The organism is Thiocapsa sp. (assembly GCF_018399035.1).
Lineage (GTDB): Bacteria > Pseudomonadota > Gammaproteobacteria > Chromatiales > Chromatiaceae > Thiocapsa.
In genome coordinates, this window is sequence record NZ_CP073760.1 from 921,724 (window position 1) to 945,737 (window position 24,014).

The window sequence follows — 24,014 nt, forward strand, 5'->3', positions numbered from 1 at the left end:
ACAGAAAAGCTGCTCCCTTTTTATCGCTTTTTGAATATTTTTTTTCCGAAGATCGATTCCAGTCTAGTGAAGACGATCATGGATATGGAGCGGCACGGCGAGCGACTGACAGCAAACAGTTCTCCGGAAGAGCGGGAAAAGCTGATCCGGCAGATGAACTGTCTGAGTGTGAATATACAGCTGACGGTCAGTGATGAAGAAGAAAAGATAATGGAAATGTCTGTTCGCATTGTGCCCAGTGAAGTGCTGGGACGGGCGCAGCAGGGAAGGAATGATCTGATTCATTATCATCGCTTGAGCGATGATCTTGAGAAGCTGGTCGTCAAGTTGATCAAAAAAGAGGTTGGTCGCCGGTTTGCGACTAAACTAGCGGACGGCTTCCAAGCGCTGACGGGGTTCAGGCAAGTGCCATCTTTTATTACCCAACTGCTTAAGATCGGGGCTCTCCCGGATTTCAGGAGAGCGTATGGGTTATTTAAAAACAGGTATTTAAGCCAAATGCAACCGTACATGCGAACCCCGCAATTTGGACAGGTGTTCGAATACGGGTACGGCCACGAATGGCGCTAAGTTAGGCGCGCGCATTTTATAAACAATGAGCTGCGCGGGTCGCAGATGCGCGAAAAGACGAGAAGCCACCGCCGCGAGCCTGGAATGCCAGGCGCGATGCCTAGGCTCAACATTTTTGCACATCGGCAACATCCGATGTCGAGGTGTCGTCACAGCATCGGCGGTACGACTTACCGGTTCGAGGATCTGCGTGACCTGATGGCCAAGGCCCGCTGCCGAGCCCCGACGGGCCAATGCGATGGCGCGCCGCATGAAGTGCTCATGATCGGAGGATCCCGAGGAGTCTCCGGGACCTCCATCCGAACGTTTGGACTGCCCGCCCACATCAATTCCCAGCGGTTTGCGGCTGCTCGCGCCGCTCAGTCGCGATCTCCCGGCACCGCGCCATGAAAGCCTCGTTCGGTTCCCCGTGGTTCCGATCGTCCATGAGCATCGAGAGCGCCGCGGCCCGGTGCTCGTCCGACATCCCGCAGACCTGCCCCATGTCCACTGGCCAGTCACGCCCGTTATCGAGGTTCAGCGCCAGGCCCTGCAGGGCACGAGCGCCGCCGTGGTGGCCCTCGCGCAGCCATCGGCGCCCGACCGGGTGGAGATTGGGGTTCATCGCGTTGGTCTCCTGCAGTTTCGACGGTCCCCGCATTCTCGCGCACCCGTGCGCCGAGCGGTGGCCGATCGCGGACTCATGACTCGCGAGGATCTGCGATACCAGTTGCTCAGCGGTGATGGCGGTGTAGAGGGTGACATCATCGTCGACCGGATCCTCGTCGCAGCGCTCGCCGACGGATTCGACGGCAAGGCTCAAGGATTTTTCCGGCCTTTGCGGAGACGCGGTTTAATCAGGTAAGCCCTTCACGAATCTTTACTTGCAGCAATCGAGGTCGGCTTGGCCTAATGCCCATTGTCTCGAAGTGCTTTGACTCCGCCGGGTGCACTGCCATCGCCCGAGAATAGGCGCGCAGTCGGGATCGGCGTCTTGTCCCGAAAGGAGTCACCATGCGTTTGATCTGTCTCGATGACGATCCTCGAATCGAGGCCGCTCTGGGGCGTTTGCTGAAACGGTTCAGGCATGCCGTGGATTTCCACGTGTCGATCGCCTCCTTTAAGGCCGCGCTTGCGTCCGATTCCCCCGAGCTTGTCCTCCTCGATCTGGGTCTGGGCCGGGAGAACGGCATCGATGTCATCCACTGGCTGTCGGAGACCCACCCCGGGATTCCCCTCGTTCTCCTTTCCGGACATGGCGACGATCTGCTCGATACCGCGCGACGCATCGCCCGCTCGACCGGAATCGAGGTCCTCGGGGCGGTCTCCAAGTCCCGGATGGTGAAGGATCTTCCCGCAATCCTGCAGAGGGGCGTCAAGGCGGCATCGCAAAGGCCGCACCAAGACCCGCAAGCCGGGGCCGGCATCACCCGGCAGGATCTCATCGTCGCGCCGGCCGACGGGCGGTTGAAGGGCGCGGAGGAGCGTCGCCGTCTCGCCGACATCATCGCCGGGACACAGATCGGGACCTGGGAGTGGGATCTCGTCACGAATGCATTGACGTTGAATCCGCGCTGGGCCGAGATGATCGGCCGCCGCCTCGAGGATCTCGAGCCGACCACGATCGAGACCTGGCAGATGTTCTGTCATCCCGAGGATCTCGCGAGGTCCGAGAGCGAGGTCGCGCGGCATCTCGGCGGCGAGACCGACCAATACCGTTGCGTGCTGCGGATGTTGCACGACGACGGCCGTTGGATCTGGGTTCAGGATCAGGGGCGCGTCTCGGCGCGCGACGCGCACGGTCGGCCGCTGCGCATGGTCGGTATCCATGAGGACATCATCGAGCGTAAAAACGCCGAGCTCGAGTTGATCGCGCGCGAGGCGTTCGAGCACGAGCTGCTCGAGCTGGCCTCGGCCTTCGTCGAGGTCTACGACGAGGATCTCGACCCCCTGGTCAACCGAGCCCTCGAGCGGCTCGGCGGCTTAACCCGATCCGATCGGGCTTACGTGTTTCGAGTCGATCGCGTTGCCGACACCATGAGCAACAGCCATGAGTGGGCCGCCCCGGGGATCGAGCCGATGATCGGGCATTCGCAGCAAATGCCGATCGAGCACTTCTCCGCCTCGAGGCAGCTTCTCGAGTCCGGACAGACCGTTGTCGTCCCGCGGGTGGCGGAGCTCCCGGACGCTTGGGCCATGGAGCGCGAGACCCTGCAGTTCCAAGCGATCCTGTCGGTCCTGCTGGTGCCCCTGCTGCAGGATGAGCGCCTGATCGGTTTCGTCGGCTTCGATGCGGTGCAGGCGCCGCGGGACTGGTCGGAGGCGGAGGTCCGCTTCCTGCGAGTCTTTTCCAGCATCCTGGTGAGCGCGTTCGAGCGCGCCCGTATCTACTCGGAGCTTCGCGACAGCAACCGGCGCTATGACCAGCTCGCGGTGCAGAGCCGGATCGTCAGCTGGGAGGTCGACGCCGAAGGTCTCTACACCTATCTCAGTCCGGCGGTCGAGGCCGTTTGGGGCTACCGCCGCGAGGCGCTGGTCGACCGGAAGCACTGCTTCGATCTGGTGCCCGAGCTGTTGCGGGACAGCGTCAAGGCCGATGTCATGTCGGGTTTCGCGCGCTTGGATCACTTCACCGACCTCGTCAATCCCATGCGTTGTGCCGACGGCTCGACGATCTGGGTCCTGACCAACGGTGCTCCGGTCGTCGCCGAGGACGGCAGGCTGCTGGGATACCGTGGCACGGATGTCGATATCACCGAGCGGTATCGGGCGCAGGAGCAACTTCAGGCCGCACTGATCGGCGCGAAGGAGCGCGAGACCATCGGTCATCTCGCGAGCGGCGTGGCGCACGACTTCAACAACCTGCTCGGGGTGATCGACGCCAACCTCTATTATCTCGAAGCCATCCTGAGCGGCGAGCAGGGCGACCCCGAGGTGGCACAGGTCATCGAAGAGACCCAGAGTGCGCTCGGTCAAGCGAAGGTCGTCACCTCGGGCATGCTCTCGCTCAGTCGCGCAGGCGGCATCGTGCCGGAGAGCGTGGCGCTCGAGAAGACGATTCGCGAGCTGGTGACGATCCTGAGACAGCTCCTCCCGGCCAAGATCAACCTCAATCTGGATCTCGAGCCCGGACTCGCGGCCATGAGCAATTCCGCGTTCCTCCAGGCCGCGTTGCTGAACCTCGTCCTGAACGCGCGCGATGCGATGCCCGATGGCGGGGATCTGCTGATCGCCGCACGGACCGTCGCGTGGGACGCCCTTGTTCCGCTGGCGGTCGGTCGACTCGATCCGGGCGAGTACGTCCAGATCCGCGTTGTCGACACCGGCTGCGGGATGGCCGACGAGGTCCTGGAGAGGCTCTTCGAGCCGCTGTTCTCGACCAAGGCCAAACAACGCGGGCATGGGCTCGGCATGTTCATGGTGCAGGAGTTCGTCATGCGCTCCGGTGCGGGTCTGGCCGTCTCCTCGCAGGTCGGTCGGGGCACCGAGTTTCGTCTCCTGATGCCGATCGACCACCAAGAATCCCAGCAGCTCGACCTGACAGCGTCGTCAAACGCGCCTTCGACCAAGCCGCTGCTGCGGGTTCTCGTCGTCGACGATGACCCGCGTGTCAGGGACTCGGTCGGGCGATTGCTGATGTTGGACGGCATGCTGGTCTCGTTCGCCGAGAATGGCCAAGACGCCCTCGATCGCTTGCGACGCGATGCCGACTTCGACCTGGTGTTGTCGGATCTGGCGATGCCCGTTCTCGACGGCGCTGCCCTGTGCGCCGCGCTGGCGCAAGCGTTTCCGGATCTGAAGGTGATCCTGATGACCGGCCAAACCCCGTCGGCCTTCTCGCTCGAGGCCTTGCCGGATGCGCCGTTGGTGCTGCGCAAACCCATCGATCACGGCGCGCTTCGCGCCGCGATCGCGCAGTCCGTCGGCGGACCCCGAGACTGACGAAGGTCGTCGCCCGAGGTTCGGAGCGGCATCCGATGACGCCATGACGGATTTACATTTCTTTACTGTATAGCGGAATTCCGTTCGCTTAATCTGGTCGGCGATGCCTCTTCATGGAGTCCGGGCCGATATCATGCTGCTGTTTGCCTCTCTTGCTCGGTCGACCGGATCATTCCATCCACTCGCCCAATCCTGTGGCGGCGGCCATCCTCGTCTACCGCTATCGGGTCGAGGGCCTTGATCATCGATTGGTCCACTGTTGCTAAGCCGCCACAGGGACGAGGTACGGCTGCCTTGCCGGGCGCGGTCGTCGTCGCGCCGGTCGGGCGGGCCAGGGCATGCGCTCGAGCACCTGGTCGAACAAAGATGGGTGGGGCTGAGCGAAGAAGCGCTCGGCGGCCGTGGTGCCGTCGGGCCGCTTGATCGCAAAGTTGTGTAGGGCGGTCAAGACCTGCTGCTTGCGCGGGCTGAGTCGGTGATGCCCATGCTGATAGAGCGCGAGGAAGCCGTTGCGTCCCTCGACACAGGAGCTGCTGCGCTGGAACAGATCGGCACACTCCCCGGCGACCTGCTCGAGATGGTGACGGGTCTGCAGATCCAGCGACTGGATCGGGTGCGAGGGCTGCTGCAGCGGGGCGAGACGCTGCGCACTCAGTGCCCGGAGTCGATGACGCGGCTCGGCGCGGGTGCTGCGTGCGGCGACGCGCTCCAGATAGAGCGCCGGGATCAGGTCGTCGAGCATCGCCTGCTCGATCGCCGGTGCCAGGTCCAGCGCCTGTACCCGGGTGTTGACCATCATGAAGAAGAAGGTCAGCGTGGCGACGAGGCTATGGGTCAAGCGCTTCGCCTTGGCCAGATGTGCACGCAGGCGCTCGGACAGATCCGCTTCCTCGGCGATCGCCTCCAGGCGCGTAAACAGCGTTCCCAGACGCGCCTCCAACTGCTCGGGTGTTTGCGCCTGTCCCTGTTGGATCTCGTAGGGATGATCGACCTCGCTGAAAGCACCGATCAGGGCTTTGGCCTCGGCGCGGTGCGCGTGGGCCTGCTCGCGCGCGAGGCTGGCTTGGACGGAGGCGCTCAGCGCCTCGTCGATGCGCGCGGCGAATGCCGGCGGGCGCCCGGGGCCGTGGCGGCGCCGATGATAAGCCTGCTCGGCGGCGCATTCGTCTTGCCAGCGCGCCTTCGCCTCGGCCTCCGCCGTCTCCGCCTGCTGCTCGGCGCGCTTCAGCGACAGACTCATCGCCTGGCTCACCGCATGCTGCAGATGGAACAGGTCCGTGGAATGGTGTGCGTCCAGATCACGCTCGACATGCGCCAACAACCCCTTGGCCTCATCGCTGGTGCCTTGCACTACCGTGACATTCAGCCCCTCGAGCGCATCCTCGAGCGCCTGCGTCCAGGCCGCCGCCGAGCGCGCATCGCTCCTGTGCTCGAGCAGGATGAAGTTCGAGACCGCATCGCTGCCCACCAAACGCATGCCGTCTTTCCACGTCTCATCTTCGGCGATGCTCAGTGTGCGATGGGGCATGGCTTGAGCCAGCGTCCCGCGCAGTTCGGTGGCAGCGGTGACGATCTGCTCCTCCAAGTCGGTCTGGAAGGCCTGCTGCGCGCCGTAGGAGGCGCCGATGAACGCCGACAGTCCACTGCGCTCGAGAAAGTCGCAGACCACGCGCACGCCCGCGCCGCCCTGCTCGCTGATGCTCCAGTGTGCGGCAACCAGGATCCGGCGCAGCCACACCACGCCCTCGGGCGTCTCGACGAAGGCCGCCAGCGCCGCCGGTGCCGCGATCGCAGGGGGCGCGTTCCAGTGACGCAGGGTGCTGCGCGCCACGCCGGCGCCGCTGACCGCCGCGCGTTGACTCTGCCCATCCTGCTGGGCTTGCGCCACCGCATGCAGATGATTGGCGCGATCCAAGCGATCATGGATTGGCGTGGGGCGTCGATCTGCACTAGAGTCGACACAGGCAGGGGCATCGGACAACGGCATCTCCCTCGGTCAGTTTGCACTTCCAAGGGTACGCCTCCCCGGCGCTCCTGCCACTCCTTCAGGGCGCTTGATCGCCTACCGAAACACTCCGTTTTGGACCAACCGATGATCAAGGCCGGGTCGAGGATTATCGACTTCGCGACGAGCTCCATTTTTCATCGCACGGGCTCTTCTATGTCAGCCGGACATTCTCCTCCGTCGCAATCCATAAGCATGCGGATATTCTTCGGATGAACTCCGACAAGTATCTCGGCGGCTCGCCATTCGACGGCATCAAGCAAAAGATCGTCGATTCAGGCGGTCGCGAGATCTTGCCGACTCCGGCACCTGCGTTGAAATTGCAACGTCTGATCGACGGCCTGCCCATCGCGATTGCGATTCATAAACTGGACGCCGAACGCAAGCTGGCCTTCATCAACGAACAGTTCGTTCGCCAATTCGGCTATACCCTGGAAGACATCCCGACGGTCGCGGATTGGGCACTGCTCGCTTATCCGGACGACGTCTATCGACGCGAGGTCTTTTCCGTCTGGGATGCAGCCCTCGCGCGTGCAATCGAGACCGCGGGACAAATCGAGTCCATGGAGCTCGCGATCAGATGCAAAGATGGTCGCGACCGTGACGTGCTGATCAAGGCCGTCGTTCTCGACGATGAGCTTCTGATTACCTTGACCGACATCACGGAACGCAAGCAAGCCGAGGAGGATCTGCGCGCCGCGCGCGAGTCATTGGAAAAGACCGCCTACGACCTCACCGAGAATATTCCGGTTGGAACCTACACCATGGTCCAGCCTTCCGATGGCGCGCTGGCGCACTTTTCGTTTATGAGTACGCGTTTTCTCGAGCTGACCGGGCTCAACCGTGAGGAGGCTCGGCAAGACCCGCTCAAGGGCTTTGCCTGTGTTCATCCCGATGACTTCGACGCCTGGGTTCAGCTCAACGTCGAGGCATTCAGCAAGAAACAACCCTTTTACGGGGAAACCCGTGTCGTTGTCGACGGGAAGGTGCGTTGGATCACCGCCGAATCCATCCCTCGAACACGCAATGATGGATCGACGGTTTGGGAAGGCGTCCTGACCGACATCACGGAGCGCAAGCTCGCCGAACAGAGCTTGGCCGCGAAAGAGGCCGAGCTCCGACGGGTGCTCGAGAACCTGCCGATTCCGGTCATCGTCGCGCGCCTTGCCGGAGATGCCTCGCTGACGATCGTCAACCACGCCTTTACCGCCGTCTTCGGTTATCGGATCTCGGAGATTCCGACCCTTCGAACCTTGTCGGAGCTGACCAGTCCGGATCCGGCGTACCGCGCGGAGGTCTTTGGCCGTCTGGAGCGAAATCTCAACACGGCGATCGCCGACAAGTCTCTCGTCAAGCCCATTGATTGGGAGATCACATGTCGGGACGGCAGCCGACGCAGGGTCGAGATGAGCGCTCTCCCGCTCGATGACGTCGTCATCGGCACCTTCGTCGACATCACGCAACGCCATCAAACAGAGCTGGCGCTGCTCCAGGCAAAGCAGAAGGCAGAACGACTCGAGCGGACCAAGAGCGCCTTTCTGGCCAACATGAGCCACGAGATCCGCACGCCGCTCAATGCGGTGCTCGGCGTCGCTCAACTGCTTGGTTACGAGTCGCTGACCGACCCCCAGCACGACCTCCTCGGACGGATCAAAGACGCCGGCACCTCATTGCTGCGTGTCGTCAACGACATTCTGGATCTATCCAAGATCGAGGCCGGACAACTCGCCATCGAGCAACATCCATTCGATCTGAGCACGCTCCTGTCGAAGATCGACGGTCTCCATCACCCGATCGCACGGCAAAAAAAGATCGACCTGTGCATCCAGGTGTTGCCCGCACTCGAGGACACACTGATCGGCGACGCTCTGCGCATCGAGCAAATCCTCAGCAACTTGGTGGGCAATGCGATCAAATTCACCGAGCAGGGCTCGGTGAGCATCCTGGTCCAGCATGGGCCGGATGACGATGATCGGGTCAGACTTCGCTTCGAGATCCGAGACACGGGGATCGGTATCGCCCCCGAGGCCCTCGCCGGACTCTTCACGCCATTTACGCAGGCGGACACCGGGATCACCCGCCGATTCGGCGGGACCGGTCTCGGTCTCGCCATCAGCAAATTGTTGGTCGATCTGATGGGCGGCACGATCGGCGCGGACAGCCAGATCCAGCACGGCAGTCAATTCTGGTTCGAGCTTGCGGTCGTCCGTGGTGCGGCAGAGCGCACCGAGCTTCGCGCGGCCGATGCCTCGGATCAACCGCAGATGCCGCGGCTGAGCGGTCGTCACTACCTCGTGGTCGACGACAGCGCGATGAATCGGTTGTTGATCGAACGGATGTTGCGGATCGAGGGCGCGAGGACGACCCTTCTCGACGATGGCGGACAAGCGATCGAGTGGCTCGAGGACGGTGCGGGTGACATCGATGCCATCCTGATGGACGTTCAGATGCCGGTCATGGATGGACTGACGGCTACACGTCTGATCCGTGAGGATCTGCATTTGCATGAGCTCCCCGTCATCGCCGTCACCGCGGGAGTTATGGCCGAGGAGCAAGCTGCCGCCCGGGCCGCCGGGGTCAACGAGGTGTTACCCAAACCGATCGACCTCGAGCAGCTCACGCGCTGCCTCATGCGTTGGATCCCCGGCGACGCAGGATCGGAGGCGGACGACCGAATCCAAACCGATGGCGGATCATCGATCGAAACGAAACGAACAGCCAGCCGGCAGCGTATCGTCCAGGGTGCTATCGGCGATTTTCCGATCATCGCCGGGATCGATAAGCCAAGCGCCGTCTCGGGGACCAGTTCCGATCGGGGGTTATTCCTGAGCCTGTTGGAGACCTTCGCCGAGCAGAATCGTGACCTCATCCCCCTGACCAGGCTTGATCTGGCTCGCGATGAGCGCGACGGCGCCGCACGACGCATGCACACCCTACGTGCAAATGCGGGGCAATTGGGCGCAATGGACCTGATGCGCTCGGCCTCCGCGCTCGAATCCGCCATCCGCAACGGAGAATCGGATCTCGATGCACGCCTGGATGCATTGGCGGTTCAAATTGCCGGACTGATCGAGGCGAGTATCCCCTGGCGGTCCAACCCCGCTGAAGCTTTACAGGCATCCAGGGTCTCGCCGGCCCTCATCGACGAGGTGCTGAGCCGACTCAGCCGCGCACTTCAGGATCAAGACCTGAGCGCACTGCGCCTGTTCGAATCGCATCGGCAAGAACTGGCTTCAGTCTTGGATGACACGGTCATGCCCGCGCTGCGCCGTGCGATACGCGTCTGCCGTTTCGCAGAGGCATTGTCGATCCTGGAGCCGCATTCAACGAGATCACGCCGATTGCAGGTCGCGGATCGGCCACCGGCGATGCAGCCCGAACCGCGCATCCTCATCGTCGATGACGATCTCTTGGCGATTCCGGTCCTTCACATGGCCTTGGACGGCCTGGGCGAATTGCGCTTCGCGACCGATGGATACGATGCCCTTCAGCGCTTGGCGCAGAGCCGGGTTGACCTAGTACTCTTGGACGCCAACATGCCGAATCTCGACGGTTTCGAGACCTGTCGAGCGATCCAGAGCCGGTATCCGGAGACGGCAGTGATCTTTGTCACTGCGGAGAACGATGCCGCAAAGGAGGTGAAAGCCCTCGCGCTCGGTGCCCGTGATTTCATCAGCAAACCGATCAAACCGCCCGTGGTGCGCGCTCGCATCGAGACGCACCTGCGGCTCAAGGCGCAAAACGACTTGCTGCGCGATCTCGGACAGCGCGACCCCCTTACGGGCTTGGCCAATCGGCGCGCGCTCGACGAGCAGCTCGCTCGAACGTGGCAAGATGCCTTCCGCCGCCAAGAGCTCATCTCGCTGCTCATGATCGATATCGATCATTTCAAGGCATACAACGACCATTACGGACATCTCGAGGGGGATGAGTGTTTGCGCGAGGTGGCCGCCATCTTCGTCGATACGGCAGTCCGAGCAGGCGATCTCGTCGCGCGTTTCGGCGGCGAAGAATTCGCGATCCTGCTGCCTGCCACACCACCTGAGCAAGCGGCGGCCCTCGCCGAAAAGCTCTGCGCGGCGGTCCGAGCGCGGCGCATCCCTCATGAGCGATCCAACACCGCGCCCTACCTGACCGTGACTATCGGCGTAGCCAGTGCCATCCCATCCATGCAGTTCGCGGAGACGGCGCTGAACGACGACGGCATCGCGGACGCGCACCGGGATTTCGGCCTCAAGCTCGCGAGCAATCTCCTCGCTCGCGCCGATTCCGCGCTCTATGCCGCAAAGGCGGCCGGCCGCAACCGCGTGCGCATCGACATTGACGGGGCGTGCGAGACATAGCCCGCGAGATGCTGGCCGTCACAGGATTTCGGGTAGGCTGAACGGTCACCCGCTCGGGAAGGCACGAGCCGGGGTCCGGAAGTCGATCCCCAATCGACCCGCCCGGGCTCCGGAACGGCGTCGGTTTCGGATCTTCCGATTCAGTCGATCGCGTTCGCCTCCGAGCATCAATACCTGCGAGTGCCGGACGTTCGCGGCGTTTGTTGCGATGGCAATCATCGCTCACGACGATTGCGTTATATCAATCGATTGCTAATAACGATCTATCGAGGAGCGAACGGCCGATTCTTTCCGTGGGGCCGGCGCAGCGTCGTGGTGGATCCGGATCGCATCCCGCGTCGGGGTGTCGGGGACGCTCGCGTCGACGGTCTTGGGCCTTCGGATTGCGGCAAGCGGTGTGATCGCGTCGGCGTCCCGCGCGCGGGTGCTCGAGGCGCTATCGAACATCCCGGCGGACGCCTGGCGCGCGGACGCCGTGCGCGAGCAACCGCCGGAGCCCTTTCGCGCCATCGTCGGCACCCTGCTCGCGTTCTCCACGCCCTGGCTGCCATCTCCGTTGCGTCTGTTGGTCGCTGGCGCTGCCGCTGCCGTCGATGCTCAAGTGCGCGGAACCGTCCTTCCGTTGAGGATGCAGCATGGGCATTTCCGGGAACAGCGCGGCTGGATGATGCCGCTTTCTCAAGCGGGGCATCCCGTGCGGGTAATCGCGAGCAGCCTGTCGGACTTAACCTGCGGAAGGCTGCTCGACCGCGAGCTTTGCATAAGTCCCATTCTGCGAAATCACCGGACGGCCTCCTGATCCGGCCGCGCGGCGTGGTTGCGGGGAATCCAGACGCTGGCTATAAGGGTTCGGCATCCGCTCGCCCCACCAACACATGTCGTGTGTCGATCACGAGAGTTATACTATGTTATAACATACTTAAATCGGTCCACACCCATCCGATGTTGAACGAGGTCGTCATACGATGCGCAAGGCCAGTCTCACGCTTCTGCTCGCGCCGCTGTTGGGTAGTCTGTCCACCTCCTCGATCGCTCAACCGACGATCAGCGACGAAGACGTCGTGGTCGAGCTCGACGCGATCGAGGTCACAGCCGGGGTCCCGGTGCCCGGCGATCCGATGTTGCAGGCGGCCAACATCTCTGTCCTTACCGGTGAAGACTTGCGCCGTCGTGAGCGGTTTACCCTTGGCGAGACCCTGGATGCCTTGCCCGGGGTGGCCTCGATCACGGCCGGCAACCAGGTCGGCAAGCCGGTGATCCGCGGCCTCAGCGGCAATCAGATCCAGGTGTTGTCGAACGGCATCGGCGTCGACTACCAGCAGTACGGCGAGCGACATCCACCCAACATCGATCCCTTTCTCGCCGGCCGCATCGAGGTGGTGCGCGGCGCATCCAGTCTGCTCTATGGCTCGGGTGCGCTGGGCGGTGCGATCGATGTGCAGTCGCCGCCGTTCGTGTTCACGCCCGAGGGCGAAATCGCAACGAGCGCGGATACGCTCTTCGTTTACCACAGCAACACCGGGCAGTGGGACGCAGGTGCCAAGGCGCGGGCGAGCAGCGACCGAATCAGCCTGGATGCCGGGGTGATGAGCCGCTCAGCGGGCAACCTCGACACCCCGAACGCAGAGACCGCCGCCGAGTCGGGCAATTCGAGTGATCCCAAGTTTACCGGGGTGCTTCCCTTCACCGACTTCGATCAGCTCAACGGTCAGTTCGGCCTGGGCCTGTCGACGGACCTGGGCGAATTCGGTGTCCGCTTCAACCAATGGAACAACGAAAACAACTTTCTGCTGCCGACCGGCCAAGGCATCGGGCTGTGGCTGCGCAACGACCAGCTCCAGCTCAGCGGCGCCATGCCGCTCGCCGCCGACTGGGAGCTGAAGCCGACCCTGTCGTGGCAGAACAACCTGCGTCGCGCCAATACTCCCGGACAGCCTCTGAGCGCCGGCTACGACGGGACGATCAACCTCGAGCTCGACCTCTATACCGCTCGGCTCGAAGCCATTCACGGCCCGCTGGGCCCGTTCGACGGCGGCACCCTGGGGGTCGAGTACTCGAACATGATCCAATACTCCCGCGGGACAACCGTCCTCGCTCCCGGCGGCGAGGTCGGCAACCTGGCATTGTTCGCCTTCGAGAGCAAGGACATCGGCGCTTGGACGCTGCAGGCGGGGCTGCGCCACGACTGGCACTCGGTCACCGGCGATGCGGGCAAGACCAGCGCCCCGGTCGATTTCGTCGGGCGCGACTCTCACGACTACTCGGTGTTCACCGGCTCGCTCGGCGCGGTGTATCGCCTCACCGACGCTGTTGCGATCGCCTCCAATCTCGGCTCCGGTTTCCGGGCGCCGAGCCTGTTCGAGCTCTATGCCGACGGTGTGCACGGCGGAGTGGCGGCAATCCAGGAGGGTAATCCGAACCTCGACCCCGAGAAGTCCGCCAACATCGATTTGGGGTTACGCTGGCAGACACCTCGGTTGCAGGGCAGTGCGACGGTCTATCGCAATGCCATCGACGACTACATCTACCTGCAAGATACCGGCGAGTCTCGCAAAGGTCTGCCGATCTTCGCGTATCGGCAAGACAACGCCCTGCTCACCGGCCTCGAGCTGGAGGCGCGTTGGCAGGTGACCGATCAGCTCGAGCTCGGCGGCACCCTGGACCTGGTGCGAGGCACCAACGACCGCACCGACGAGGATCTGCCCTTGCTGCCCGCCGACTCGCTCCGGCTCGAGGCGACCTATCGGTTCGTCGAGCGCGGACCGATTCGCGAGCCCTACGTGACCCTCGGCGTGCTCCACGCCGCCGCCAAGGACGCGGCGCCGGGCGAGCCGTTCTCGCAGTTCGATTTTCTGCCGTTCGGCACGGCCTCGACCGACGCCTATACCTTGACCTCTCTCGACTTGGGCTTTGCCTTCCGCGCCTTCGGCAACCGCTCGGCACGGGTCGACCTCGCGGTGCGCAACCTGTTCGATATCGAGTACAGGGATTTCCTCGACACCTACAAAGGCTATGCGCTCAGTCCCGGGCGCGATGTCCGGCTCAGCTTAAGCCTACCCTTCGGTGGTTAGCGTTGAGCGACCATGCGATCGAGTGGTCGTCTTCGGACGCGCCGGTTGAGTCCTGCTCGACCCGGGGTGGAATGGCGTGGGTTTCGAATGCAGAGGATCACGGCCCGGTAGAGCAGGTTTGCGCTGCAGCAGGGGCTCGATCTCGTCGGTTTCGTAGGGGACGAGGCGACCTTCGTCATCGACGTTGAGCCGGCTCCTCGGGTCGATGCACTCAGTCCCGCCGATGACGCCGTTGGACGTCCATGTTGCCGGCATCGCGAGTAGCCCTGCCGGGTCGCCGGCCCCGCGCCCTCGATCGCGATCTCGACAGGGGGCAACGCTCGCGGGAATCATCGGCGCCGACGGCTCGCCCGTGTCGGGCACCCGCCGCAGGTCCCTCAACCACCCGCCATCCCTCACGCAGCTTGCGGCGCCGCTCGGACGAGGTCGCCTCTCTGTTGCCGTCCATGGGGCGAATATACACAATATTTTTACGGTAGCAAAATCCACGCGATCGCCTAAATTAACAGGTCGTCATGAGATGCAGCACGGCCTCTCCCGGATCATGTGGTCCGTATCGACCGTTTCCTCGCTTTTGAGCCTCTCTCGAATCGACCGTAGATGATCAAAGCTCACTCTCAACGCGTGTTGCAGCCGTACTCGGCTCAAGTACAAATCGCCGCATCCGATGATGCGCGAGCGCTTTCGATGGATGGCGATGTGTGGGAATTTCAGTTTATCTATGCCAACAGTCGCGGCGGCAAAGCAAGCGCCGGTCGACAGCAGGGCCGCTTTACCAGGGCGGCGCACATCAGGCGTTGCGATCTCCAACGGGTTGTCGATAACCCTGTCGCGGAAGATGGCCAAGTGGACCAACGCATACTGGAGTTGGCGAGGTTTCTGATCGGCGCGCGACTGCCGTTCGAGGCCGCCGATCGCTACGAGTACTGGCTCCTTGATCCTAAAGACCATTCGCCGCTCGCCTTGATTTTCTCTTGCATCGACGCGTCTGAGATGGCGTCGTTTCCAAAACTCACTGATTGGGCTGCGCTTCCGGCGGCTGTGATGCCGATCGGAACGAGTGAGACTGAGCGCTGCAAGTCATATGGACCCGTGAACTACCGATTGGAACGCTGTGTCGCAGAACGCGCGAGTAACAAACCGAGAGCGCAATGGTTCACCCGGAGGTACAACGAGAGTGAGGTTTTTCCACCTTTCTTGGTCCGCGAGGACTGGGAAAACGAAGAGCACCGGGAGCTTTGTCGACGTTATCTGCAACGGCAAGCGCCCCGTTTGCTGATGCTGCATGGAGTGGGTCTGGATGAGCGGCGCAGAATGGAGTTGGCGTCAAGGGAGAATGCGCTGGACGTGGCTCGCTTCTATCCGCTTTATCCGGAAATCGCCGATAACGAGGTGATGGATAAGATCCGGATCGAAGCTCGGCTTCGGATGGCGGCAGGGAAACAGCCTATACGATGGGGCGCCGGGATGGTGTTCTATACCAGTGATACGGTTGCCTCCGCAATCTCCACGTTGCACTGCGGCATCGTCAACCAGACGACCGGGTGCTCAGGGTTGCTGTTTGCCGGGAGAACGTCGGCGGATCCAAGGTTCACGTCCGGTGATCACACGGCGGTTCTTGCGTGGTCGAGACCTGACGCCTGCGTGCGTCTTTTGTTCGGATCAATCGGGAGTAGGGCTGAGGCTCGACGCAACCATCCTTTCCCGCTTACCATGGATTGCGCGGAGTGTCAATCCCATAGATATCCAGAGCAGATACGTCACCGACGGCGGGGTTGACGCAGGGCGGTGAGCAGGGAAATGCGAACAAAGTGCAAAAAGTATTTAAAAAACAAGAGCTCAAGAGCGCGTGCGCTATTGCAGCTTGCGCCCGCCTCATAAGAATCAGTTATGAGCGCCGAAAATGTCTGAGTCGCGCAGCATGTGCTGAAACGCTTATACTCTGACGACCATGTCGCGGAAGGCGTCGCAACGGAGCCGATTTTCCGGTGGGGCGGTTGGATGTCCGTTCCTTCGGCGTAGCCAGTTGACCTGATGCGGGGGCGGATCGGGTCACCGTTTCCTCGAGGTAGCCGAGGTCTTTTCTTAACTTGGAGTCACCATCCAATGATCGCAAGTAACCCTTTCGCGATTTTGTCCGAGAGCCTTTCACTTGATCCAGGTGTCATGCAAGCCTACGTCGTTCTGATGGTCCTGCTGGTCATCGGCGGCACCCTGCTCGACGTTATCCATAAAAAGAGTGCCCGATACTTTTTCGAGAAAGGACAGTCGCTGAAGAAGATCGCCAAGCGCGAAGTCGGTAGCGGAGAGAAACTCAGTATCGCCCTGAGCACGGTGACCGGCGAGGTGTTGACCTCGAGTGAGTTCAAGAATCCCGACCGTCGTCTCTCTCATCTGTTCATGATGTATGGCTTTATTTTCTTCGTCTTGACGACGGCTCTAATGATCTTTGGCCTGCCCGTCACCGAGGGCGAGGGCGCGGGTCTGGCGCCCCTGCTGTGGCATCTGGGTGCGCTGTCGATCTGCATCGGCGGCTACTGGTTCTGGTTCAAGATCCGCGTCGATGTCCGCTCCGAGGGTAACGAATGGCACAACGTGCATCAGTCCGACCTGTTCATTGTGTCGCTCTTGCTGATGGCGACCTTCGCGCTGATCTGGTCCTTGCTGCAGGGGGCGTCCGGCGCGACCTCCGTGCTGAGCATCATCGCATTCATCGTCTTCATCGCCGCGGCCACCTCGCTGTTCAGCACCATCCTCTGGTCGAAGTTTGCACACATGTTCTTCAAGCCCGCGGCTGCGTTCCAGAAGAAGGTGGCGGTTGCGGACGGCTCGCGTGACAAGCTGCCCGAGATTCCTGACCTGTCCAGCGCCGAGTGCAAAGAGCGCTATCCGGACATCCCGGAGTACATGGGTGCCAATCCGCCGAACATGGGGCTCGGCATCAAGCGCGAAGCACCGTCCCACTATTGATCTCGAGCTGCGAGCTCAAGCCACGAAGAGGAAACGAATATGCCAACCTTCGTCTATATGACGCGCTGTGACGGTTGCGGCCAATGTGTCGACATCTGCCCCTCGGATATCATGCACATCGATCCGGTGGTGCGCCGCGCTTACAACATCGAGCCCAACATGTGCTGGGAGTGCTACTCCTGCGTGAAGGCTTGTCCGCACAACGCCATCGACGTCCGCGGCTACGCGGATTTTGCCCCGCTCGGCCACTCGGTTCGGGTTCAACGCGACGAGGAAAAAGGTGTCATCGCCTGGCGGATCATCTTCCGCAACGGCGAAAAGGATATGAATCTCCTGGCCCCGATCACGACGAAGCCCTGGGGCAAGCACATTCCGCAGTTGGCAGACGTGCCGTCTCCCAGTCAGGACATGCGCGATAGCGAGCTTCTGTTCAATGAACCGAAGTACATCCGATTCGATGACGGTGGTCTGCACACGCTCGAAAAGGCCGGACTCCAACTGAAAGTAGGGGTGTACGAATAATGGCTTACAAGACAATCGTTGAGGACGGCATCGACGTCCTGGTGTGCGGTGCAGGACTGGGCGGTACAGGTGCTGCCTTCGAGGCACGCTACTGGGGTAAAGACAAAAAGATCGTGGTTGCCGAGAAGGCGAACATCGATCGCTCCGGTGCTGTCGCCCAGGGTCTCTACGCCATCAACTGCTACATGGGCACCCGGTTCGGCGAGAATAACCCCGAAGACCATGTTCGCTACGCGCGCATCGACCTGATGGGCATGGTCCGTGAGGACCTCCTGTTCGATATGGCGCGCCACGTAGACTCGACCGTGCATCAGTTCGAGGAATGGGGCCTGCCGTTGATGCGCAACCCGAAGACGGGTGCGTATCAGCGCGAGGGGCGCTGGCAGATCATGATTCACGGCGAGTCCTACAAGCCGATCGTCGCCGAGGCTGCCAAGAAGTCCGCTGACCAGGTCTTCAACCGTGTCTGCATCACCCATCTGTTGATGGACGAAGCCAAGGAAAATCGCGTCGCCGGCGCCGTCGGGTTCAACGTGCGCACCGGCAACTACCACGTCTTCAAGTCCAAGACGGTGGTCGTCGCGGCAGGCGGTGCCTCCAACATCTTCAAGCCACGCTCCGTCGGTGAAGGTGCCGGCCGCGTTTGGTATGCACCCTGGTCGTCGGGCTCCGCTTATGGGCTGATGATCACTGCCGGCGCAAAAATGACCCAGATGGAGAACAGGATCGTTCTCGCCCGCTTCAAGGACGGCTACGGTCCGGTCGGTGCGTACTTCCTGCATCTGAAGACCTATACGCAGAACGGCATGGGTGAAGAGTACGAATCCAAGTGGTTCCCGGCCCTCCAGGAAATGGTTGGCAAGCGCTACCTGGACGTCGAAGCCTCGCACCTGTCGCATCGCCCGATCCCCACCTGTCTGCGGAATCACGCGTTCATCAACGAGGTGAACGCCGGTCGCGGTCCGATCCATATGGTGACCATGGAGGCCTTCCAGGATCCGCATCTCGAAGAGATCGGCTGGCACAACTTCCTGGGCATGACCGTTGGCCAGGCCGTGTTGTGGGCCGCGACGGATGTCGACCCGAAGTATGAGAATCCGGAGCTGACGACCTCCGAGCCCTACGTCATGGGTTCGCATGCCACCGGGTGTGGAGCCTGGTGCTCCGGTCCCGAAGACATCTCCCCACCGGATTATTTCTGGGGCTACAACCGCATGACCACCGTGGAAGGTCTGTTCGGTGCGGGTGACGCTGTCGGTGGTACACCGCACGCCTTCTCGTCCGGTTCCTTCACGGAAGGCCGGCTCGCGGCCAAGGCGGCCTGCAAGTATATCGACGACGGGAAGGGCGAGGGCATCCGCGTCTCCGACGAGCAGATCAATCGTCGCAAGGAAGAGATCTACAAGCCGATGGAGCACTACAAGGTCTATCGCAACGAGATCACCGCCGGCTCGGTCAACCCGCACTACATCAACCCGCGTCAGGGTCTGGACCGTCTGCAGAAGCTGATGGACGAGTATTGCGGTGGGGTCACGGTCAGCTACATGACCAACGAGAAGCTGCTGAATATCGGGCTGAAGAAGCTCAAGCTTCTGGAAGAGGACCTTGAAAAGATTGCCGCGGAGAACATCCACGAGCTGTTGCGGGCCTGGGAGCTGAAGCATCGTCACCTCACCTCCGAGGCGGTCATGCATCACACGCTGTTCCGCAAGGAAACCCGTTGGCCCGGTTACTACTATCGCGGTGACGTGATGAAGGTGGATGACGAGAACTGGCATGTGCTCACGGTCTCCCGCCGGGATCCCGAGACCGGCGAGTACACCATGGAGAAGGCGCCGTTGTACCACTTGATCGATGACAAGCCAGAGGCTCAGGCGGCCTAAGCCTGTGCGGAAGCCGGGGCCTCGCGAAGCGGGGCCCCGGACGTCTTCCCGCGGTTCTCCCATGCGTGTTGGACGAGCGCCAGGCGAGGCGTCATGCGCGCTTGCGTCGTCACCACTGAATAGGCCCGGCGTTGATCGAGATGGCTTCATCGCCGTTGAGCCGGCGGTTTCAGCTCGCGCCCGTGACAAGATGGCCAAGACGTACACCGATGGCGATGCGAAATGAATATCAACGATAAGTCCGACGAGGAAATCCTCGAGATCGCCCATCCGATGTGGGACGAGTTGGTCCAGCACTCCAACAAAGGTCAATACGGCAAGTTCATCAGAAAATTCTCGTATGAGCTGCTGCTCGGTTTAAACGAGGTCGAGCTTGGTAAGCAATTTGCTCACAGCGAATTGTCCCGGAACCTGGTCGAAGAGCGAGACTTTCTCGGTCTCATTCGGCGTGGCGAGCATGTGACGGTTCTCTATCGCATGCGCAGTACGACGAAGGAGGGAGAGTGGCTGGGGAGAATGGTTCTCGGCTATGAGAAAGGCGAAGTGCGTATCTTCGCCGTGTCGATTTTCTGAGCACCATGACAGACACTATCCAGCACGGTAAGTACGTCGAGCTCAAGTACCGCGTTGTCGATGCCAAGACCGGCAATGTGTTGACGGCTGTCGACTTCCCGTTGGGCTATGTCCACGGCGTCAACGACGTGCTGTCCTCTCAAGTCATGGCCGAGCTCGAGGGCAAAGCGGTCGGCGAGACGCTGTCGGTCGAGCTGGACTGCAAGACCCTGTTCGGCCCGCGGGATGAGTCTCTCGTCGTGACCGATCTCGTCGAGAACGTTCCAGAAGAGTACCGAGAGGTCGGTACCAGTATCCTGATGGAAAACGACCGGGGCGAGGCGAAAACCTTCCTGGTCACGAGGGTCGATGAGAAGACCTTGACGATTGACGGAAATAATCCCTTGTGTGGTCGAGACGTCGTCTTTGAGCTTGAGGTCTTGACCGTCCGAGATCCGACGGAGGCAGAGGTGGCAGCCGGCGGCAAGGTCGAAAAGCCGCCAATGCTGACGGGTGTGAAGCCCGTACCCCTTTAGCGAATGATCATCAAAACCTGAGCAAGGGCTTCGCCATGGGTAAGAAAGAATGCAGCTGAATCTCGATCCGACACGTTTTGATGAGTATCAGCTCATCCTGGTCCGCGAGCTGGTGCAAAATATCAGAGTGAAGCTGCAGGAAGCTGGCTTGAGCGGCGAGAAGCTGGAAGACGCGACAGCGAGCATTGCGTTCAGTGTCGCCAGTACGATCGATGATACGTCGGCGATCGAAGTCGACGGGAAGGAAGTCCATCCGTACCTGACCTTTCGCACGTCGGATGACGAGTTGACTCACTGCGGTGAAAACGCATACACGCACGAGTTTGTGTATGAGGCCCTGCAAATCCTGTCTAAAAAAGGTGACTTATGAGCGAGCAATCGAAGACCAGACCGAAGGTTCCGGAAGGCAAGGTGCGTTTCTACAAGACCAAGCAAATGGAGCCCAATGATAAGGGTTTTGTCGGATATGAAACGCTCTGGGACTCTTTGCAGAAAGAGGTCGAGTACAAGACCCCGAAGCGTCCCTGATCTCCAGCGGGATATGAGGCTTGCCGGGTTCCGCGGCTTCGATCCTTCACGAATGTCGATCGGGCCGGCGGTTCAGATGCGGGGCGCGATGCCCCGCTGTCTCGGTCGTCCAGGCTGCTGAATCAACTCTCGGGGTTTGCCTCGAGGTTTCCTCCGCACTCTTTTTCTTCCGCCGTTGCATCCCGAACCAACAGGACTTTCACCTGGTAGATGACCTCCCTGCCACAGAGGGGGTTGTTGCCGTCGAAGGTGATCTTGTCTCCTTCAATCTTGGTCACCAGAAAACTTTTCATTTGACCGAGCGTGTTCTCCATCAGGATCCGGGTGCCGACCTGGCGATACTCGCGCGGCACGACGGCGACCTTCTCGGTCATCACGAGTGACTCGTCTCTCGGACCGTACAACGCATTGCAGTCGACAAGCAGGTCGACCCGTTGACCTTGCGCCTTGCCTTCAAGCTCGCGGGTGATCGCGGGTGCCAATATCTCATTCACGCCGTGAACGTAGTTGAGGGGGCGCACGACTTCGGTCAGAACATCGCCGGTCTTGCTGTCGCGCACGAGATAGGTGAGCTCGACATACTTGCCGTCGGCAATGGTATTTGTGCTGGCTTCGGTCATAGATCTCCGGGGGAGTGTACAGGTTGGGGAGGCTAAAAGGTCGTTGCGGGCATGTCAGTTTAAGGGTTGAAAGCAAAGATCCCATGCTGCTGCGTGGCAGTCGGCCTCTCTCATAAGACCGGTGCCACGCAACACATCAGTCGCTCGCTCGTGACACCCGCTCTGCGGTGTCACGCATGCCCCGTTGCGCTCTGCGCTACGTGCCACGATAGCCGGAGTGACGAGCAAGGCATGGTCGCCTTGGACCAAGACTGTAAGTGCGGGACGGAGGGTGTCGATTCCAACAGCGTCCGCCAACCCTCGCCGATGCCCGTCGCGCCGCCGCGAGGATCGCGCTCAATCCGCCGTCAAGGCCGGAAAGGCCAGCAGGACCTCGGTTCCCGTCTGCGGATCGGAGGCGATGCGGATCTCACCGCCGTGCTGCTCGACCAGACGCCGCACGATCGCGAGGCCCAGCCCGGTTCCGTTGGTCTTGGTGCTGAAGAAAGGCTCGGTCAGACGCGCGAGCAGGTGCGCCGGGATCGGCTCGCCGCCGTTGTGCACGCGCAGCAGGATGCGGTGCGCCGACGCCTGCTCCTCGATGTACCAGGTGACCGGTGTGCCCTCGGGTGCGGCCTGACAGGCGTTGTCGGTCAGATTGACGAAGATCTGTCGCAGGCGATCCTGGTCAGCGAGAATGTGTCCTGCTGTCGGTGTCGACGCGATACGGACGGGGTGTCGTCGGTCGCCGTCCGCATCGCCCGCAACGAAGTCGGCGAGCGCCGCAACGACATCGATCGCGTGGAGATCCAGACTCAGCGGTTTGGCGTAGAGGAGCATGTCTTCGAGCAGACGCCGCATCCGCTCGGCCTCGCCGCAGCCCAGCGCGATGCGCCGTTGCGCACGCTCCTCCAGCGCGAGTCCGGCGAGCGACTCCAGCGCCATGGTCACCGTCGTGAGCGGGGTACGCAGCTCATGGGCGATGCCCGAGGCGAACTCTCCGATGGCTGCAAGACGGCCCTGCTCGGCGAAGCGGGCGGTGCGCCCGAACGCCTGGGTCAGGAGCTGTGCAATGTTGCCCAGGAGACGTCGCCGGGCGGCATCGAAGCCCTCGGGGCGACGGGTCGCGAAGACCGCCACCGCCGGGACCGGCGTCTGCGTCTGCGCGGTGAGCGGTAGGAAGATCGCGTCGCGCATGCCGAGGGCGACCAGGTGAGCGAGAAACTCGTAGGCGGGATTCTCGCGTACGCGGGTGACGGCATCGGCGACATGGATGGGCACGGCGTCAGCCAGCGCGGACTCCAGCAGCGTGCCCTGCAAGCGGTAAAGCCGCCGATCGTTCGGTTGCTGCGCGCCGTCGAGCCAGCCGGTCTCGACGCGTGCGTTGGCGCGGGCATCGTCGATGAAGACCACGCCGATCCAGTCGAACCCGAGCAGGTCCCGAAACTCGCGGCTCAAGAACCCCACCAGCTCGTCGAGATCGCTGCCTTGCTGCAGGCGTCGAATGAGCTGATGCAGCAGATCGAGCCGGACCGACAGGCGATTGAAGCTGCCGGTCAGCTCCCGGATTTCGGTGCTGCCCTCCACCGGCGTGCGATGCCCGAAGTCGCCGTCGGCGACGCGTTGGAATCCGGCGATGGTGCGCCGCAGCGGCGCGAGAACGCGATAACGCAGGATCATCAGCAGGCCCACCGCGACCAAGATCGCGACGACGGCCACGCCGAGTGCGCCCTGGACCACCTTGCGATACTCACTCGCGGTCCAGTCGCGCAAGGCTTGTGTCAAGGTTGCGGTGGCATCGCCGAGAACGGCATGGTCGGCGATGATGTGCTCGGCTGCCCATTCCAGACGCGGCTCCTCGGTGTCCTCGCCCATGGCCTCGAAGAGTGCGCCGCGCCAGGTCTTCCAGTCCTGCTCCAGGTCCCGAATGGCGCGCGTGACGCCGGTGCCCAGGCGCGGCATCATCCAGGGCAGCGGGGTCGGCACCGCGTGGCTGAAGTCGCCCTTCATGAAGGCATCCACGACTTGGTCAAAGGTCGCGACATGGGTCGTCAGATCGCGATAGTAGAGTCGGACGTCGCGGTAGTAGGTGGGATAGTCGCGCGGGGCATTCTGCTTGTAGTTCATCCCTTGGGCGTGGATCTGCTCTGCGGTGAGCTCGAGCCGCCCGGCGATCTCGACCAGCGCGTCGTAGGCCAATTGGCGTTGAAAGGCGCCAACGGCGTAGAGACCCGCACCGGTAAAGAGCAGGACCAGACCGAGGAAACCGGCGGTGAGCTGAAAACCGAGGCTGGAGAGGCGCTGTGCGAGAGTCATGTCGAGGATGGCTGTTGAACGTTAATCGATTTCCGCAAACTTCCATCCCCGTAGGTTGTGCTGACGATAGGAAGCACAACTTGCACCGACGGTTGGTTGTGCCTCGCACGGCTCGGCACAACCTACGCCCTTGGCATGAAGATTTCCGGAATTCGCCTTGGATGGGGTCGGTCCCGGCAGACTTGACGACCGCTGGAG

General features: G+C 61.9%; 17 protein-coding genes. 13 read left to right on the forward strand and 4 right to left on the reverse strand.

All coding sequences use genetic code 11. The annotated features are described in order from the left end of the window. The first annotated feature begins 66 nt into the window (after positions 1-66). Positions 67-570, forward strand: coding sequence for a hypothetical protein (locus tag KFB96_RS04200; RefSeq protein WP_213459268.1), 504 nt, complete (start codon positions 67-69; stop codon positions 568-570). A 325-nt stretch (positions 571-895) separates the two neighbouring features. On the opposite strand, the gene KFB96_RS26340 is transcribed toward KFB96_RS04200, so the two are convergent. Then, entirely contained in the window at positions 896-1,372 is a 477-nt protein-coding gene (locus KFB96_RS26340; RefSeq protein WP_300971285.1) for a hypothetical protein, read from the reverse strand. Positions 1,373-1,563: 191 nt separating this feature from the next. Between KFB96_RS26340 and KFB96_RS04210 the strand changes: the two genes are divergently transcribed. Further along, positions 1,564-4,491, forward strand: a complete 2,928-nt coding sequence (locus KFB96_RS04210; RefSeq protein WP_213501741.1) for a PAS domain-containing protein — start codon at positions 1,564-1,566, stop codon at positions 4,489-4,491. A 262-nt stretch (positions 4,492-4,753) separates the two neighbouring features. Here the strand turns inward: KFB96_RS04210 and KFB96_RS04215 are convergent, their stop codons facing one another. Further along, on the reverse strand, positions 4,754-6,406 hold the full coding sequence (locus tag KFB96_RS04215; protein ID WP_213501743.1) for a DUF6399 domain-containing protein: 1,653 nt from the start codon (positions 6,404-6,406) through the stop codon (positions 4,754-4,756). A gap of 302 nt (positions 6,407-6,708) precedes the next feature. Between KFB96_RS04215 and KFB96_RS04220 the strand changes: the two genes are divergently transcribed. The 11 genes from KFB96_RS04220 (at position 6,709) to KFB96_RS04270 (ending at position 20,901) form a co-directional block, all read left to right on the forward strand. Next, a complete protein-coding gene (locus KFB96_RS04220) occupies positions 6,709-10,839 on the forward strand; it encodes a response regulator (RefSeq protein ID WP_213459278.1) in 4,131 nt (1,376 codons plus the stop codon). Between the two features lie 343 nt (positions 10,840-11,182). Continuing rightward, a complete protein-coding gene (locus KFB96_RS04225; RefSeq protein ID WP_213501745.1) occupies positions 11,183-11,638 on the forward strand; it encodes a hypothetical protein in 456 nt (151 codons plus the stop codon). A 166-nt stretch (positions 11,639-11,804) separates the two neighbouring features. Next, positions 11,805-13,910, forward strand: a complete 2,106-nt coding sequence (locus KFB96_RS04230; protein ID WP_213459282.1) for a TonB-dependent receptor — start codon at positions 11,805-11,807, stop codon at positions 13,908-13,910. Between the two features lie 600 nt (positions 13,911-14,510). Next, on the forward strand, positions 14,511-15,689 hold the full coding sequence (locus tag KFB96_RS04235) for a hypothetical protein (protein ID WP_213501747.1): 1,179 nt from the start codon (positions 14,511-14,513) through the stop codon (positions 15,687-15,689). 327 nt (positions 15,690-16,016) lie between these two features. Continuing rightward, entirely contained in the window at positions 16,017-16,880 is an 864-nt protein-coding gene (locus tag KFB96_RS04240; RefSeq protein WP_213459286.1) for an adenylyl-sulfate reductase, read from the forward strand. Positions 16,881-16,919: 39 nt separating this feature from the next. Further along, positions 16,920-17,402, forward strand: a complete 483-nt coding sequence (gene aprB, locus KFB96_RS04245) for an adenylyl-sulfate reductase subunit beta (protein WP_120798671.1) — start codon at positions 16,920-16,922, stop codon at positions 17,400-17,402. Further along, positions 17,402-19,285, forward strand: a complete 1,884-nt coding sequence (gene aprA / locus KFB96_RS04250) for an adenylyl-sulfate reductase subunit alpha (RefSeq protein WP_213459288.1) — start codon at positions 17,402-17,404, stop codon at positions 19,283-19,285. Before aprB ends, aprA begins: the two co-directional genes overlap by 1 nt. A 222-nt stretch (positions 19,286-19,507) precedes the next feature. Further along, complete coding sequence (locus KFB96_RS04255) at positions 19,508-19,858, forward strand: hypothetical protein (protein ID WP_213459290.1); 351 nt, start codon at positions 19,508-19,510, stop codon at positions 19,856-19,858. Between the two features lie 5 nt (positions 19,859-19,863). Then, positions 19,864-20,373, forward strand: a complete 510-nt coding sequence (locus tag KFB96_RS04260) for a peptidylprolyl isomerase (RefSeq protein ID WP_213459292.1) — start codon at positions 19,864-19,866, stop codon at positions 20,371-20,373. 49 nt (positions 20,374-20,422) lie between these two features. Next, on the forward strand, positions 20,423-20,743 hold the full coding sequence (locus KFB96_RS04265; protein WP_213459294.1) for a hypothetical protein: 321 nt from the start codon (positions 20,423-20,425) through the stop codon (positions 20,741-20,743). Further along, positions 20,740-20,901 carry a hypothetical protein gene (locus tag KFB96_RS04270; RefSeq protein ID WP_213459296.1) on the forward strand — a complete coding sequence of 54 codons (162 nt, stop codon included), beginning with the start codon at positions 20,740-20,742 and terminating at the stop codon, positions 20,899-20,901. Before KFB96_RS04265 ends, KFB96_RS04270 begins: the two co-directional genes overlap by 4 nt. 122 nt (positions 20,902-21,023) lie before the next feature. Here KFB96_RS04270 and KFB96_RS04275 read toward each other — a convergent pair whose 3' ends face one another. Next, positions 21,024-21,521, reverse strand: coding sequence for a peptidylprolyl isomerase (locus KFB96_RS04275; RefSeq protein ID WP_213459297.1), 498 nt, complete (start codon positions 21,519-21,521; stop codon positions 21,024-21,026). A gap of 336 nt (positions 21,522-21,857) precedes the next feature. Then, a complete protein-coding gene (locus KFB96_RS04280; protein ID WP_213459300.1) occupies positions 21,858-23,816 on the reverse strand; it encodes an ATP-binding protein in 1,959 nt (652 codons plus the stop codon). Between the last annotated feature and the right edge of the window lie 198 nt (positions 23,817-24,014).